Here is a 14,708-nt window from a genome sequence, read left to right as displayed (position 1 = left end):
TGCCCGCGCTGCGCACCATCACGGTGGCCGGCGAGGCGCTGCCGGCGGAGCTCGTGGAGCGCTGGGGCGCGCGGCACCGGCTGTGGAACCTGTACGGGCCCACCGAGGCCACCATCTGGAGCACGGCGGCGGAGTGCGCCGACCCGGCGCGCAAGCCGGACATCGGCGCGCCCATCGCCAACGTGCGCGCCTACGTCCTGGACGCCGCGCTCCAGCCGCTGCCCGTGGGCGTGCCCGGCGAGCTGTACGTGGGCGGGGCCGGGGTGGCGCGCGGGTACCTGGGCCGGCCGGGGCTCACGGCCGAGCGCTTCGTCCCCGACCCGTTCTCGGCCGAAGGTGGCGCGCGCCTGTACCGCACGGGCGACCGGGCGCGCTGGCTGGCGGACGGGCGGCTGGACTTCGCCGGCCGGGTGGACGACCAGGTGAAGGTGCGCGGCTTCCGCATCGAGCCGGGCGAGATCGAGGCGCGGCTGGCGGAGCACCCGGGGGTACGCGAGGCCGTGGTCCTGGCGCGGGAAGACGAGCCGGGCGACAAGCGGCTGGTGGCGTACGTGGTGGGCGACCCGGCGGCCGGGGCCGACGTGCTCCGGGCGTACCTGGGCGAGACGCTCCCCGAGTACATGGTGCCGGCGGCGTACGTGCACCTGGATGCGCTGCCGCTCACGCCCAACGGCAAGCTGGACCGCAAGGCGCTGCCCTCGCCCGAGGGCGAGGCGTTCGCGCGGGGCGGCTACGAGGCGCCGGTGGGCGAGACCGAGCAGGCGCTGGCCGAGGTGTGGAGCGAGGTGCTGGGGGTGGAGCGGGTGAGCCGCCGCGACGACTTCTTCGAGCTGGGGGGCCACTCCCTGCTCGTGGTGCTGGCGGTCTCGCGCATCCAGCAGGTGCTGGGGGTAGAGGTGGAGCCGGGGCAGGTGTTCGCGTTCCCGGTGCTGAAGGACCTGGCGGAGGCGCTGGGCGGGGCCGCGGACGCGGAGGCGCTGCCGCCGATCGAGCCGGTGGACCGCGGCGGTCGCCTGCCGCTCTCCTTTGCGCAGCAGCGCCTGTGGTTCCTGGAGCAGATGGGCGGCCTGGGAAGCGCCTACCACGCGCCGCTGCGGCTGCGGCTGCGCGGCACACTGGACCGGGAAGCGCTGGCGCGCGCGCTGGACGGCATCGTGGCCCGCCACGAGGCCCTGCGCACCACCTTCACCGAGGTGGACGGCGCCCCGGAGCAGCGCATCGCCCCCGCGGATGCGGGGTTCCACCTGGTGGAGCACGACCTGGCGGGGCGCCCGGACGCGGAGCTGCAGCGCGTGATGGCGGAGGAGGCGAGCGCGCCCTTCGACCTGCGGCGGGGCCCCCTCGTCCGCGGCGGCCTGGTGCGCCTGGCGGACGACGAGCACGTGCTGCTGCTGACCATGCACCACATCGTCACCGACGGGTGGTCGCTGGGCGTGCTCCTCGACGAGCTTTCGGCGCTGTACGCCGCCCACGCCCAGGGCAGGGACGCGCGGCTCCCCGCGCTTCCCGTGCAGTACGCCGACTACGCGGCGTGGCAGCGGCGCTGGGTGGAGGGCGAGATCCTGCGGGAGCAGGCGGAGTACTGGACGCGGACGCTCGCCGGCGCCCCCCGGCTCCTGGAGCTGCCCACGGACCGCCCGCGGCCGGCGGAAATGGAGCACGCGGGAGCGGCGTTCCTGCTGGAGCTGGACGCGGAGCTCACGGCGGGGCTCAGGGCCCTGTCGCGCCGGCACGAGACCACCCTCTACATGACGCTGCTGGCCGCGTGGGCCGCCGTGCTGGGCCGGCTTTCGGGGCAGGACGACGTGGTGATCGGCACGCCCACGGCCGGCCGCGGGCGGCCGGAGATCGAGGGGCTGATCGGGTTCTTCGTCAACACGCTGGCGCTGCGCGTGGACCTGTCCAACGCGCCGACGGTGACCGGGCTGCTGGAGCAGGTGAAGGAGCGGGCGCTCCAGGGGCAGCGTCACCAGGACATCCCCTTCGAGCAGGTGGTGGAACTGGTGCAGCCCGAGCGGAGCATGGCGTACAGCCCGCTCTTCCAGGTGATGCTCGACTGGCGGAACGCACCTCGGGACATGGCGCTGCCGGGGCTGGAGCCCGGGCGTGTGGAGAGCGTGGAGCGGGACACGGCGAAGCGCGACCTGTCGCTCTCGCTGTGGGAGTCGGACGGGCGCATCGCCGGGAGACTCACCTACGCGACGTCGCTGTTCGAGCGGGAAACGGTGGAGCGCTGGGTGGGCTACCTGCGGCGCGTGCTGCAGGAGATGGTGTCCGACGAGTCGCGCGAGGTCGCGGCGCTGGCGCTGATGCCCGAGAGCGAGCGGGCGCTGGTGATCGACGAGTGGAACCGCACCGACGAGCCCTTCACCGACCTCGTCCTCATCCACCACCACTTCGAGGCACAGGCCGCGCGCGCGCCCGGCGCGACCGCGGTGGAGTTCGGCGGCGAGTCGCTCACCTACGCCGAGCTCGACGCGCGGGCCAACCGCCTCGCGCACCGGCTGGTGGAGCTGGGGGTGCGCCCCGAGGCGCGGGTGGCGCTCTGCATGGAGCCGTGCAGCGGGGCGATCGCCGGCCTGCTGGGGGTGATGAAGGCGGGCGCGGCCTACGTTCCCCTGGACCCCGCGGCGCCGGACGAGCGCACCGCGTTCATGCTGGCCGAGTCCGGCGCCCGCATCGTGCTCGCCGACGCGGCGAGCGCCGCGCGCCCCTGGGCCGCGGGATACGACGTGCTGGTCGTCGGTCGTGACCTGGACGCGGAGCTGGAGCGCCATCCCGCCACGCCGCCCGCGGTGCAGATCGGGCCGCGCCACCTGGCGTACGTCCTGTATACCTCCGGCTCTACCGGGGTGCCCAAGGGGGTGCTGGTGGAGCACGGCGGCGTGTGCAACACCATCGCCACCTTTTCCCGTCTGTACGAGAACGGGCCGGAGTCGCGGGTGCTCCTCTTCGCGCCGCTGCACTTCGACGCCTCGGTGCTCGACGTCTTCACCGCGCTGGCCAACGGCGGCACGCTGATCGTCGCCCCGCGCGAGGAGACGATCCCCGGCGACGAGCTGACCAGCCTGATGGCCCGCAAGCGGGTCACCCACGCCAAGTTCACCCCCAGCGCGCTGGCGGCAACCCCGTGGGCCCACCTCCCGGAGCTGGAGGTGGTGATCCTGGGCGGGGAGATCTGCTCGGCCGAGCTGGTGGCGCGCTGGTCCCCCGGCCGCCGCTTCTTCAACGGCTGGGGCCCCACCGAGGTCAGCGTCCGCTCCACCGCCTTCCAGGCCACGGACGGCTCCTTCCCGCCGCCGATCGGGCGGCCGCTGGGGAACGTCACGCACTACGTCCTGGACCCCGCGGGACGGCCCGTTCCCATCGGCGTTCCGGGCGAGATCTACGTGGGCGGCGCCGGCGTCACCCGCGGCTACCTGGGGCGGCCGGCGCTCACCGCCGAGCGCTACGTCCCCGACCCCTTCGCCAGGCACCCCGGCGCGCGGATGTACCGCACCGGCGACAAGGTGCGCTGGCGCGCCGACGGGATGCTCGACTTCGTCGCCCGGATGGACGGGCAGGTGAAGGTGCGCGGCTTCCGCATCGAGCTGGGCGAGATCGAGGCGGTGCTGCGCCGGCACGAGGACGTTTCCGACTGCGTGGTGATGGTGCGCGAGGACGTGCCCGGCGACCAGCGGATCGTGGCCTACGTGGTCGGCGGCGCCGGGACGGACGAGCTGCGCGAGCACGTGCGGCGGACCCTGCCGGAGTACATGGTCCCCGCCGCGTTCGTCTTCCTGGGCGCGTTCCCGCTCTCGCCAAACGGCAAGCTGGACCGCAAGGCGCTCCCGGCGCCGGAGTACGGGGCGGCGGACGACACGTACGTGGCGCCGCGCACGCCGACCGAAGAGGTGGTGGCGGGGATCTGGGCGGAGGTGCTGGGCGTGGAGCGGGTGGGCGCGGACGACCAGTTCTTCGAGCTGGGCGGGCACTCGCTGGTCGCCACCCGCGTCGCCGCGCGCGTCCGCGGGGTCTTCGGCATCGAGCTGCCGCTGCGCGCCGTCTTCGAGCGGTCGGTCCTGTCCGAGCTCGCGGCCGAGATCGACCGCCTCCGCGGCACGGGCGCGGCGTCCGGCGAGGGCGCCATCGCCCCCGCCGCGCGCGAGGGCGACCTGCCGGTGACGTTCGCGCAGGAGCGGATGTGGTTCGTGGACGCGCTGGACCCGGGAAGCCCGGTGTACGCCATCCCGTTCTCGTACCGTCTCACCGGCCGTTTCGACGACGACGCGCTCCGCCGCGCGCTCGCCGAGCTGGTGCGCCGCCACGAGCCGCTGCGCACGACGCTGCCGGCCGTGGACGGCGCCCCCGTGCAGCGGATCGCTCCGCCCGCGGCCAGCTTCGACCTGCCGGTCGCCGACCTGCGGCACCTGCCCCGGGACGAGCGGCGCGCGGAGGCCGACCGCCTGGCGGCCGAAGCCAAGCAGCACCGCTTCGACCTGGCGCGCGGTCCGCTCTTCCGCGCCTCGCTGGTGCGCGTCGCCGACGACGAGCACCACCTCCTCCTCAACGTTCACCACGCCATCGCCGACGGGTGGTCGCTGGGGGTGCTGCGGGAGGAGATCTCCGCGCTCTACGGCGCCTTTTCGCGCGGCGAAGCGTCGCCGCTGCCGGAGCCCGCGCTGCAGTACGCGGACTACGCGGCGTGGCAGCGCGAGCGCCTGTCCGGCGCCGCGCTGGAGCGGCAGGTGGAGTTCTGGCAGCAGGCGCTGGAGGGCGCTCCGGCGCTCCTGGAGCTGCCGACCGACCGTCCCCGGCCGCCGGTGGAATCGCACCGCGGCGCGCTGGAGCGCCTGGTCATCTCGTCCGACGTGGCGGCGGAGGTGAACGCGCTGGCCCGACGCGAGGGCGCCACGCTGTTCATGGTCCTTCTCGCCGCGCTGGACGTGGTCCTGGGCCGCCTGGCCGGGCAGGAGGACGTCGTCGTCGGGACGCCCATCGCCGGGCGGACGCGGGCGGAGACCGACCGCATGGTGGGGCTCTTCCTGAACTCGCTGGCGCTCAGGACCGACCTTTCGGGCGATCCGAGCTTCCGCGAGCTGCTGGGACGGGTGCGCGAGACCACGCTGTCCGCATACGCGCACCAGGAGCTCCCTTTCGAGCGGGTGCTGGAGGAGGTGCGTCCCGAGCGGAGCCTGGCGCACGCCCCCGTGTTCCAGGTGATGCTCAACCTCGCCAACTTCCAGCGCGGCGCCTTGCGCGGCGACGGCCTGGAGGTGGCGGAGGCCGAGGCCGGCTCGCTCGGCGAGGTGGCCAGCAAGTTCGACCTCACGCTGTACGTGCGGGAGCGGGACGGGGGGATTCACGTGGCCCTGGTCTACGCCGCCGACCTGTTCGACGCGCCGCGGATGCGCGGTTTGCTGGCGCAGCTGGAAGGCGTGCTCCGCCAGGCCGCGGCCGCGCCGGAGACCCGCGTGGGCGCGCTGTCGCTGGCGACGGAAGCGGCGCGCGGCGTTCTTCACGACCCGGCCCGGCCGATCGAGGCCGAGGCCTGGCGCGGGGCCGTGCACGAGACGTTCGCCGCCCACGCGGCGAAATCTCCCGAAGCGCCGGCGGTTTCCGATGCGGCGGAGACGTGGACGTACGCCGAGCTGGACGCGGCGGCCAACCGCATCGCGCACCGGCTGATCGACTGCGGGGTGCGGCCGGGCCACGTGGTGGCCGTCTACGCCCACCGCTCGGCGGCGCTCGTGCGGGCGATGCTGGGCACGTGGAAGGCCGGCGCGGCGTTCGCCATCCTGGACCCGGCGTATCCGCCCGCCCGCCTAGCCGCGCAGGTCCGCGCTTCCAAGCCCCACGTCATCCTTCTCGTCACCGCCGCGGGCGACGTCCCCGGCGACGTGATCGAGGCACTGGGAGAGAGCGTCAAGGGGGCCATCGTCCTCGGCCCCAAATCGGACGACCCGGACAGCATCGCGCGCTTTCCGGCCACCGCGCCCGCCGTCTCCGCCGGCGCCGACGACCTGGCGTACGTCGCCTTCACCTCGGGGACCACGGGCACGCCGAAGGCGATCGCCGGCACGCACCGGCCGCTGGCGCACTTCTTCGGCTGGTACGCCACGGAGTTCGGGATCGGCGCGGCGGACCGCGTCTCCCTTCTTTCCGGCCTGGCGCACGACCCGCTCCTGCGCGACGTGTTCGCACCGCTCTCCACCGGTGGCCGCATCGTCATCCCCGATCCCGGCCAGGTGGGCACGCCCGGGTGGCTGGCGGGGTGGATGCGGGACGTTGGCGTCACCGTCGCCCATCTCACCCCCGCGATGGCGCAGGTCGTCGCGTCCGCCGCGGATGCGGACCTCCCCGCGCTGCGCCTGGCCTGCTTCGGCGGCGACGTGCTGCGCGCGGCAGACGTGGAGCGGCTGCGCGCCCTCGCGCCGAACGCGGAGGCCGTCAACTTCTACGGCGCCACCGAGACGCCGCAGGCCATGGGCTTCTTCCGCATCCCCGACGACCTGGCGGGGGTGGGCCCGGCCGTCCCCCTGGGCCGGGGGATCGAGGGCGTGGACCTGCTGGTCGTTACGCCGTCGGGAACGCTGGCCGGAATCGGGGAGCGGGGGGAGATCGCCGTTCGCACCCCCTATCTCTCGCGCGGCTACCTGAACGACGCGGAGCTGACGGCCGCGCGCTTCATCCCCAATCCCCTGACCGGCGACCCGGCCGACCGCGTGTACCGCACCGGCGACCTGGGCCGCTACCGGCTGGACGGCGCCGTGGAGCCGGCCGGCCGCGTGGACGGCCAGGTGAAGGTGCGCGGCTTCCGCGTGGAGCTGGGCGAGGTGGAGGGCGCCCTGGCGTCGCACGCGGCAGTCAGGGAGGCGGCCGTGGTGGCGCGCGAGACGGGTCTCGTCGCGTACTGGGTCCCTCGCGAGGGATCGGTCGAGCCCGACGCGGCCTCGCTTCGGCTGCACCTGAAGGCGCTGCTGCCGGAGTACATGGTTCCCTCCGCCTACGCGCGGCTGGACCGGCTTCCGCTGACGGCGAACGGCAAGGTGGACCGCCGCGCGCTGCCGGAGCCGGAGTCGTCCGCGACGGACTCGCGTCCCGCCGCGCCGCGCACGACGACGGAGGAGATCCTGGCGCAGCTCTGGGCCGAGGTCCTGCGCCTGGACTCCGTCGGCGTGGACGACGACTTCTTCGCCCTCGGCGGGCACTCGCTGCTGGCGACGCGGCTGCTGGCGCGGGTGCAGAACACGCTGGGTGTCGTCCTTCCGCTCCGCGCGGTCTTCGAGGGGCCCACGGTGGCGGAGCTCGCGGTGCGCGTGGAGGAGATGCGCCGCGCCGGGCTGCCGGTGCTGCCGCCGATCGTACGTGTCGATCGTGATCGTCCCCTCCCGCTCTCGTTCGCGCAGGAGCGGCTCTGGTTCATCGACCAGCTGGAGGGCGGGAGCGCGCCGTACAACATCCCCGCCGCGCTGCGCCTCGCCGGCCCGCTCGACGCCGCGGCGCTGGAGCGGAGCCTGGGCGAGATCGTCCGCCGCCACGAGGCGCTGCGGACCGTCTTCCGCGAGATGGATGGAGGCGCGGTGCAGGTGATCGCGCCCTTCGCCGGCTTCGCGCTCCCCGTCGACGACCTGTCGGGGCTGCCGGAGACGGATCGCGAGACGGAGGTGCGGCGGCGCGCGCGGGAGGATGCGGCGCGTCCGTTCGACCTGGCCGAGGGGCCGCCCATCCGCGCCGCGCTGCTGCGGGTGGCGCACGAGGAGCACGTCCTGCTGCTGTGCATCCACCACATCGTCAGCGACGGGTGGAGCAGCGGCGTGCTCCTGCGCGAGCTGTCGGCGCTGTACGCGGCCTATCGCGAGGGGAGCGGTTCGCCGCTCGCCGAGCTGCCCGTGCAGTACGCGGACTATGCCGTGTGGCAGCGCGCCCAGCTGGCGGACGAGGTGCTGGACCGGCAGGTCGGCTACTGGAAGGAGCGGCTGGCGGGCGCGCCGGCGCTGCTGGAGCTGCCGGCGGACCGGCCCCGGCCGGCGGTGCAGTCGCACCGCGGCGCGCGGGAACGGTTCGAGCTGCCGCGCGCGCTGCTCGACGGCCTCCAGGCGCTGGGCCGGAGCGAGGGCGCCACGCTGTACATGGTGATGCTGGGGGCCTTCCAGCTGCTGCTGGGCAGGTACAGCGGGAGCGACGACGTCGTCGTGGGCAGCCCCATCGCCGGGCGGACGACGAAGGAGGTGGAGGAGCTGATCGGCTTCTTCGCCAACACGCTGGTGCTGCGCACCGACCTCGGGGGAGACCCCACCTTCCGCGAGCTGCTGGGGCGGGTGCGCGAGGGGACGCTGGGCGCGTACGAGCACCAGGAGGTGCCCTTCGAGCGGCTGGTGGCCGAGCTGCAGCCGGAGCGCTCCCTGGGCCACGCGCCGATCTTCCAGGTGACGTTCGCGCTGCAGAACGTCGACCGCTCCGGCTTCGGCCTCGCGGGGCTGCGGATGGAGGCAGCGTCCGCGGAGGTCGAGACCACCCGGTTCGACCTGGGGCTCACCGCCGTTCCGCACGACGGCGGCATCCGCGGCGCGCTGGAGTACAGCACCGATCTCTTCGACCGCTCCACCGCCCGGCGGATGCTGGAGCACCTGGAGCGGGTGCTGGAGCAGGTCGCCGCAAACGCGGACGTGCGGCTTTCGCGTCTGGAGCTGCTCGGCGAGACGGAGCGCGCCCGCCTGCTCGCGCTGGGCGAAGGCGCGGCGCCCGAGCTCCCCCGCGCCACGGTGGATGCGCTCTTCGCGCGGGCCGCCGCCGCCGCGCCCGACGCCGTGGCGCTGGCGTGGGACGGCGGGCGGATGACGTACGCGGAGCTGGACGTCCGCGCCAACCGCCTTGCCCACCACCTGCGCCGTGCGGGCGTGGCCGCGGGGACGCGCGTGGGGGTGTTCCTGGAGCGCGGACCGGAGATGGTCGTCGCCACGCTGGCCGCGCTCAAGGCGGGCGGCGCGTACGTGCCGCTGGACCCGGAGTACCCGGCGGAGCGGCTGGCCTTCATGCTGGCCGACACCGCCGCGCCGGTGCTGGTGACGGAGTCGTCGCTGGCGGACCGCCTGCCGCCCCACGCCGCGCGCATCGTGCGGGTAGACGCGGACGCGGGGCAAATCGCGGCGGAGCCGGCGGACGCACCGGCGGCGGGGACGGACCCGGACGCGGCGGCGTACGTGATGTACACCTCCGGCTCCACGGGGCGGCCCAAGGGCGTGGAGGTGCCGCACCGTGCCATCGTGCGCCTGGTGCGCGGGCAGGACTACGTTGCTATCGATCCCTCCGACGTGTTCCTGCAGCTCGCGCCCGCCTCGTTCGACGCGGCCACGCTCGAGCTGTGGGGGCCGCTGCTGAACGGCGCCCGCCTCGCCATCCATCCCGCCGGGCAGCCCTCGGTGGAGAGCATCGGGCGGGCGCTGGCGGAGCACGGCGTCACCGTCCTCTGGCTGACGGCGGGCCTCTTCCACCTGGTGGTGGAGGAGGGCATCGAGATCCTGCGCGGCGTGCGGCAGCTGCTGGCCGGCGGCGACGTGCTTTCCGTCCCCCACGTGCGCCGCGTGCTGGAGGAGCTGCCCGGGACGGCGCTCATCAACGGCTACGGGCCCACGGAGAACACCACCTTCACCTGCTGCCACCGCATCGCCGGGGCGCCGCGGGACGGTGCCAGCATCCCGGTCGGCCGGCCGATCGCGAACACGTACGTGCGCGTGCTGGACGCGGGGATGCAGCCGGCGCCTGCCGGCGTCCCCGGCGAGCTGTACGTGGGCGGCGCGGGAGTGGCGCTGGGCTACCTGAACCGGCCGGAGCTGACCGCGGCAGCGTTCGTTCCCGATCCCTTCGGCGGCGAAACCGGGGCGCGGCTCTATCGGACGGGCGACCGGGTGCGGTGGTCGGGCCGCGGCGAGCTGGAGTTCCTGGGGCGGGTGGACCAGCAGGTCAAGATCCGTGGCTTCCGCATCGAGCTGGGGGAGATCGAGGCCGCGCTGTCGGCGCACGGCGAGGTGCTCGATGCGCGGGTGATCGTGCGGGATGACCAGCCGGGCGAGCAGCGGCTGGTGGCGTACGTGGTGGGTGGCGCCCAGGCGGATGAGCTGCGAGAGCACCTGCGGCGCACCCTGCCGGAGTACATGGTGCCGTCCGCGTTCGTCTCCCTGGACGCGCTGCCGCTGACACCCAACGGCAAGGTGGACCGCAAGGCATTGCCGGCGCCGGAGTACGCGTCGTCGGAGGAGACGTACGTGGCGCCGCGGACGCCGGTGGAAGAGGTGCTGGCGGAGATCTGGGCCGAGGTGCTGGGCGTGGAGCGGGTGGGCGTGCACGACAGCTTCTTCGAGCTGGGCGGCCACTCGCTGCTGATCATGCGCATGCTGGCCCGCGTCCGGGACATGCTCGACCTGCGGATCTCGATCCGCACCGTGTTCTCGATGCCCACGCTGGAAGCCATGGCGGGAGAGATCGAGCGCATGCTCTACGAAGACGTCCCCGCCACGTCCGAAGACGAGGCCGCCCGGCTGGCCGAGTCCCACCCCATTGCAGGCACCTGAGATGTCGCTGGATAAGATGGCCGAGTCTCCGCGCCCGGAGCTTTCTTCCGCCGCGCGCGCGCTCCTCCAGGCGAGGCTCAAGGGCCGGGTCCGCTCGTCCGGCATCGTGCCCCGCGACCATCGCGACGGCGCTCCGCTCTCCTTTGCGCAGGAGCGGCTCTGGTTCCTGGACCGCCTGGAGCCGGGGGGCACCTCGTACAACATGTCCTGGCCGCTCCGGCTGCGGGGAACGCCGGACCCCGCGGCGCTGGAGCGCGCGCTGGGGGAGATCGTCCGGCGCCACGAGTCGCTGCGGACCGTCTTCCGGGAGGTGAACGGCTCTCCGGTGCAGGTGGTTCTGCCCTTCGCCGGCTTCGCGCTCGCGGCCGACGACCTGTCCGCGCTGGCCGAGGCGGAACGGGAAGCCGAGATGCGGCGCCGCGTCTCGGCCGAGGCGGCACGGCCGTTCGACCTGGCCGCGGGGCCGCTCTTCCGGGCGTCGCTGCTGCGGCTGGGCGAGGACGACCACGTGCTGCTGCTCGCGATGCACCACATCGTCAGCGACGAGTGGAGCCTGGGGGTGCTCTCGCGCGAGTTCTCGGCGCTGTACCAGGCGTATCGCGAGGGGCGGGAGTCTCCGCTCCCGGAGCTGGCGGTGCAGTACGCCGACTACGCCGCCTGGCAGCGCGAGCAGCTGGAGGGCGAGGCGCTGAACAAGCAGCTCGGATACTGGCGGGAGCGGCTCGCCGACGCCCCCGCGCTGCTGGAGCTGCCCACGGACCATCCCCGGCCGGCCGTGCAGACGTTCCGGGGGGCGATCGAGCGCGTCCATCTCCCGGCCGAGGTGCTGGAAAGGCTGCGCGCCCTGGCCCGGCATGAGGGCGCGACGCTGTACATGGTTGCGCTGGCCGCCTTCCAGGCGCTGCTCTCCCGGTACGGCGGGAGCGACGACGTGGTGGTGGGCAGCCCCATCGCCGGGCGCGAGCGAACCGAGCTGGAGGGGCTGATCGGCTTCTTCGTCAACACGCTGGTGCTGCGCACCGACGTGTCCGGAGATCCGACCTTCCGTGCGCTGCTGGGCCGGGTGCGCGAGGTGACGCTGGGGGCGTTCGAGAACCAGGAGGTGCCCTTCGAGAAGCTGGTGGCGGAGCTTCAGCCGGAGCGCAGCCTGAGCCACGCGCCGCTCTTCCAGGTGGCGTTCATGCTGCAGGACACCCAGGACGCGGCCACCGGCCTGGCGGAGCTGAGCACCGAGCGCGTCGACGCGGGTTTCGCCACCGCCAAGGTCGACCTGGCACTGACCGCCGCGGCGACGCGCGGGGGCCTGCGCTGCGGGCTGTCGTACGCCACGGACCTGTTCGAGCGCGGCACGATCGTGCGGCTCCTGGGGCACCTGCAGCGGGTGCTGGAGCAGGTCGCCGCGAATGCGGACGTGCGGCTTTCGCGGCTGGAGCTGCTCGGCGAGGCCGAGCGCGCGCTGGTGCTGGAGGAGTGGAACCGGACGGAGGCCGAGGTTCCGGCCGGCCTCTGCATCCACCAGCTGTTCCAGGCACAGGCGGCGCGCACGCCGGGGGCGGTGGCCGTGGTCGCGGAGGGAGTGCGGCTGACGTACGCCGAGCTGGACACGCGTGCCAACCGGCTTGCGCACTACCTGCGCGGCCTGGGCGTGGGGCCCGAGGTGCGCGTGGGGCTGTACGTGGAGCGCGGCCCGGAGCTGGTGGTATCCCTGCTCGGCGTGCTCAAGGCCGGGGGCGCCTACGTGCCGCTGGACCCCAGGTATCCGGCGGACCGCCTGGCGTTCATGATCCAGGATTCCGCGGTGCCCGTGCTGCTGACGGACTCCTCGCTCGAGCAGGGGCTTCCCGCGCACGCGGCGCGCGTGGTGGTGCTGGACGTGGAGGGGAGCGCGATCGCGCGGGAGCCCGCGCATGCGCCGGAGAGCGGGGTGGCCGCGCAGGACCTGGCGTACGTGATCTACACCTCCGGCTCCACCGGGATGCCCAAGGGCGTTCTGGTCCCGCACCGCGGGCTCCCCAACGTGGCCGAAACGCAGCGGCGGCTGTTCGGGCTGCGGGCGGACGAGCGGGTGCTGCAGATCGCCTCCTTCGGCTTCGACGCGGCGTTCTGGGACGTCCTGGCGGCGCTCGCCAACGGGGGAACGCTCTGCCTGGCGACGGGCGACGCGGCGCTTCCCGGGCCGGAGCTGCTGCGCTTCATGCGCGAGCACCGCGTCACCTTCGCCACGCTGCAGCCCACCACCCTGGCCGTGCTGGCGCCCGACGAGCTCCCGGAGCTGCGGACGCTGGTGGCCACCGGCGACGTGTGCACGGCGGAGGTGGTGGCGCGCTGGGCGCCGGGCCGCCGCTTCTTCAACGGCTACGGCCCCACCGAGACCACCATCGGCGCGACGCTGGGGGAGTGCTTCGCCGGTGGCGGAACGCCCTCCATCGGGCGGCCGTTCACCAACCTGCGCGTGTACGTGCTCGGCCCGCACGGCGACCCGGCTCCCGTCGGCGTCGCGGGAGAGCTGCACGTGGGCGGGGTGGGGGTGGTCCGGGGATACCTGGACCGGCCGGCGCTGACCGCGGCGCAGTTCGTTCCCGATCCCTTCTCGGGCGAGGCGGGAGCACGGCTGTACCGCACGGGCGACCGGGGGCGGTGGACGGTCTCGGGCGAGCTGGAGTTCCTGGGCCGGGTGGATGCCCAGGTGAAGATCCGCGGCTACCGCGTGGAGCCGGGCGAGGTCGCGCGGGTGCTGGCGGCCCACGCCGGGGTGAAGGATGCGGCGGTCGTCGTGCGAGACGAGCCGGGAGGGAAGCGGCTGGCGGCGTACTGGGTGGGCGCCGGCGAGGTGCGGGTGGAGGACCTGCGCGCGCACCTGCTGGAGCGGCTGCCCGAGTACATGGTGCCGGCGGCGTACGTGCGCCTGGACGCGCTGCCGCTCACCCCCAACGGCAAGCTGGACCGGCGGGCGCTCCCCGAACCGGAGGAGAGTGCGTACGTGCGGCGGGGGGGCGAGGCTCCCGTGGGAGAGGTGGAGGCTGCGCTGGCCGGGATCTGGGCGGAGGTGCTGGGCCTGGAGCGGGTGGGCCGGTGGGACCACTTCTTCGAGCTGGGCGGGCACTCGCTCCTTGCGATCACCCTGATCGAGCGGATGCGGCGCGCGGGGCTGCACACGGACGTGCGGACCCTGTTCACCACGCCGGTGCTGGCCGAGCTGGCCCTGGCCATGGGCGGAGCGTCGCAGGAGGTGGAGGTCCCCGCGAACCGGATCCCGGAGGGGGCCGCGTCCATCACGCCGGAGATGCTCCCGCTGGTGGAGCTCACGCAGGGGGAGATCGACCGGATCGTGGCGGGGGTGCCGGGCGGAGCCGCGAACGTGCAGGACATCTACCCCCTGGCCGCCCTGCAGGAGGGGATCCTCTTCCACCACCTGCTCTCCGAGGAGGGGGACCCGTACCTGCTGTCGAGCGTGACCGAGTTCGACACCCGCGCGCGCCTGGAGCGGCACCTGGCGGCGCTGCAGGCGGTGATCGGCCGCCACGACATCCTGCGCACGGCCGTGGCCTGGGAGGGGCTGCGCGAGCCGGTGCAGGTCGTCTGGCGGCACGCGCCGCTGCCGGTGGAAGAGGTGCAGCTGGATGCGGAGGCGGGGGATGCGGCCGGGCAGCTGTGGCGGCGCTTCGATCCCCGGCAGTACCGGATGGACCTCGGGCGGGCGCCGCTGCGGCGGGCGTGCATCGCCGAAGACCGCGCGGGTGGCCGGTGGCTGCTGCTGATGCTCACGCACCACCTGACGGGCGACCACGAGTCGCTGGAAGTGGAGCGGGAGGAGATCGCTGCGCACCTGGCGGGCCGCGAGTCGGAACTGCCGGCGCCGCTCCCCTTCCGCAACTACGTGGCGCAGGCGCGCCTGGGGGTGAGCCGGGAGGAGCACGAGCGGTTCTTCCGGGGGATGCTGGGCGACGTGGAGGAGCCGACGGCGCCGTACGGGATGCTGGACGTGTGGGGGGATGGACAGGGGCTCGGAGAGGCGCGGCTGCCGGTGGCGGCCGACCTGGGCGCGCGGCTGCGCCTCCGGGCGCGGGCGCTGGGGGTGAGCGCGGCGAGCCTGTGCCACCTGGCGTGGGCGCAGGTGCTGGCGCGGCTGAGCGGCCGGGAGGACGTGGTCTTCGGGAC

2 protein-coding genes are annotated in these 14,708 nt (G+C 74.3%); both read left to right on the top strand.

From position 1 onward, the window contains the following. The first annotated feature begins 8 nt into the window (after positions 1–8). Positions 9–10,550 (top strand): amino acid adenylation domain-containing protein, encoded by a 10,542-nt coding sequence (locus VF632_RS05630; RefSeq protein ID WP_331021881.1) that lies wholly within the window; start codon positions 9–11, stop codon positions 10,548–10,550. Position 10,551: 1 nt separating this feature from the next. Further along, positions 10,552–14,708 (top strand): amino acid adenylation domain-containing protein (locus VF632_RS05625; RefSeq protein WP_331021880.1); only part of this gene is annotated, 4,157 nt, incomplete at its 3' end.

The sequence above is a fragment of the Longimicrobium sp. genome (assembly GCF_036388275.1).
In the GTDB taxonomy this organism is placed as follows: domain Bacteria; phylum Gemmatimonadota; class Gemmatimonadetes; order Longimicrobiales; family Longimicrobiaceae; genus Longimicrobium.
The sequence above is the reverse complement of the archived record's forward strand: the minus strand, read 5'-3'. Positions and strand labels throughout refer to the sequence as shown.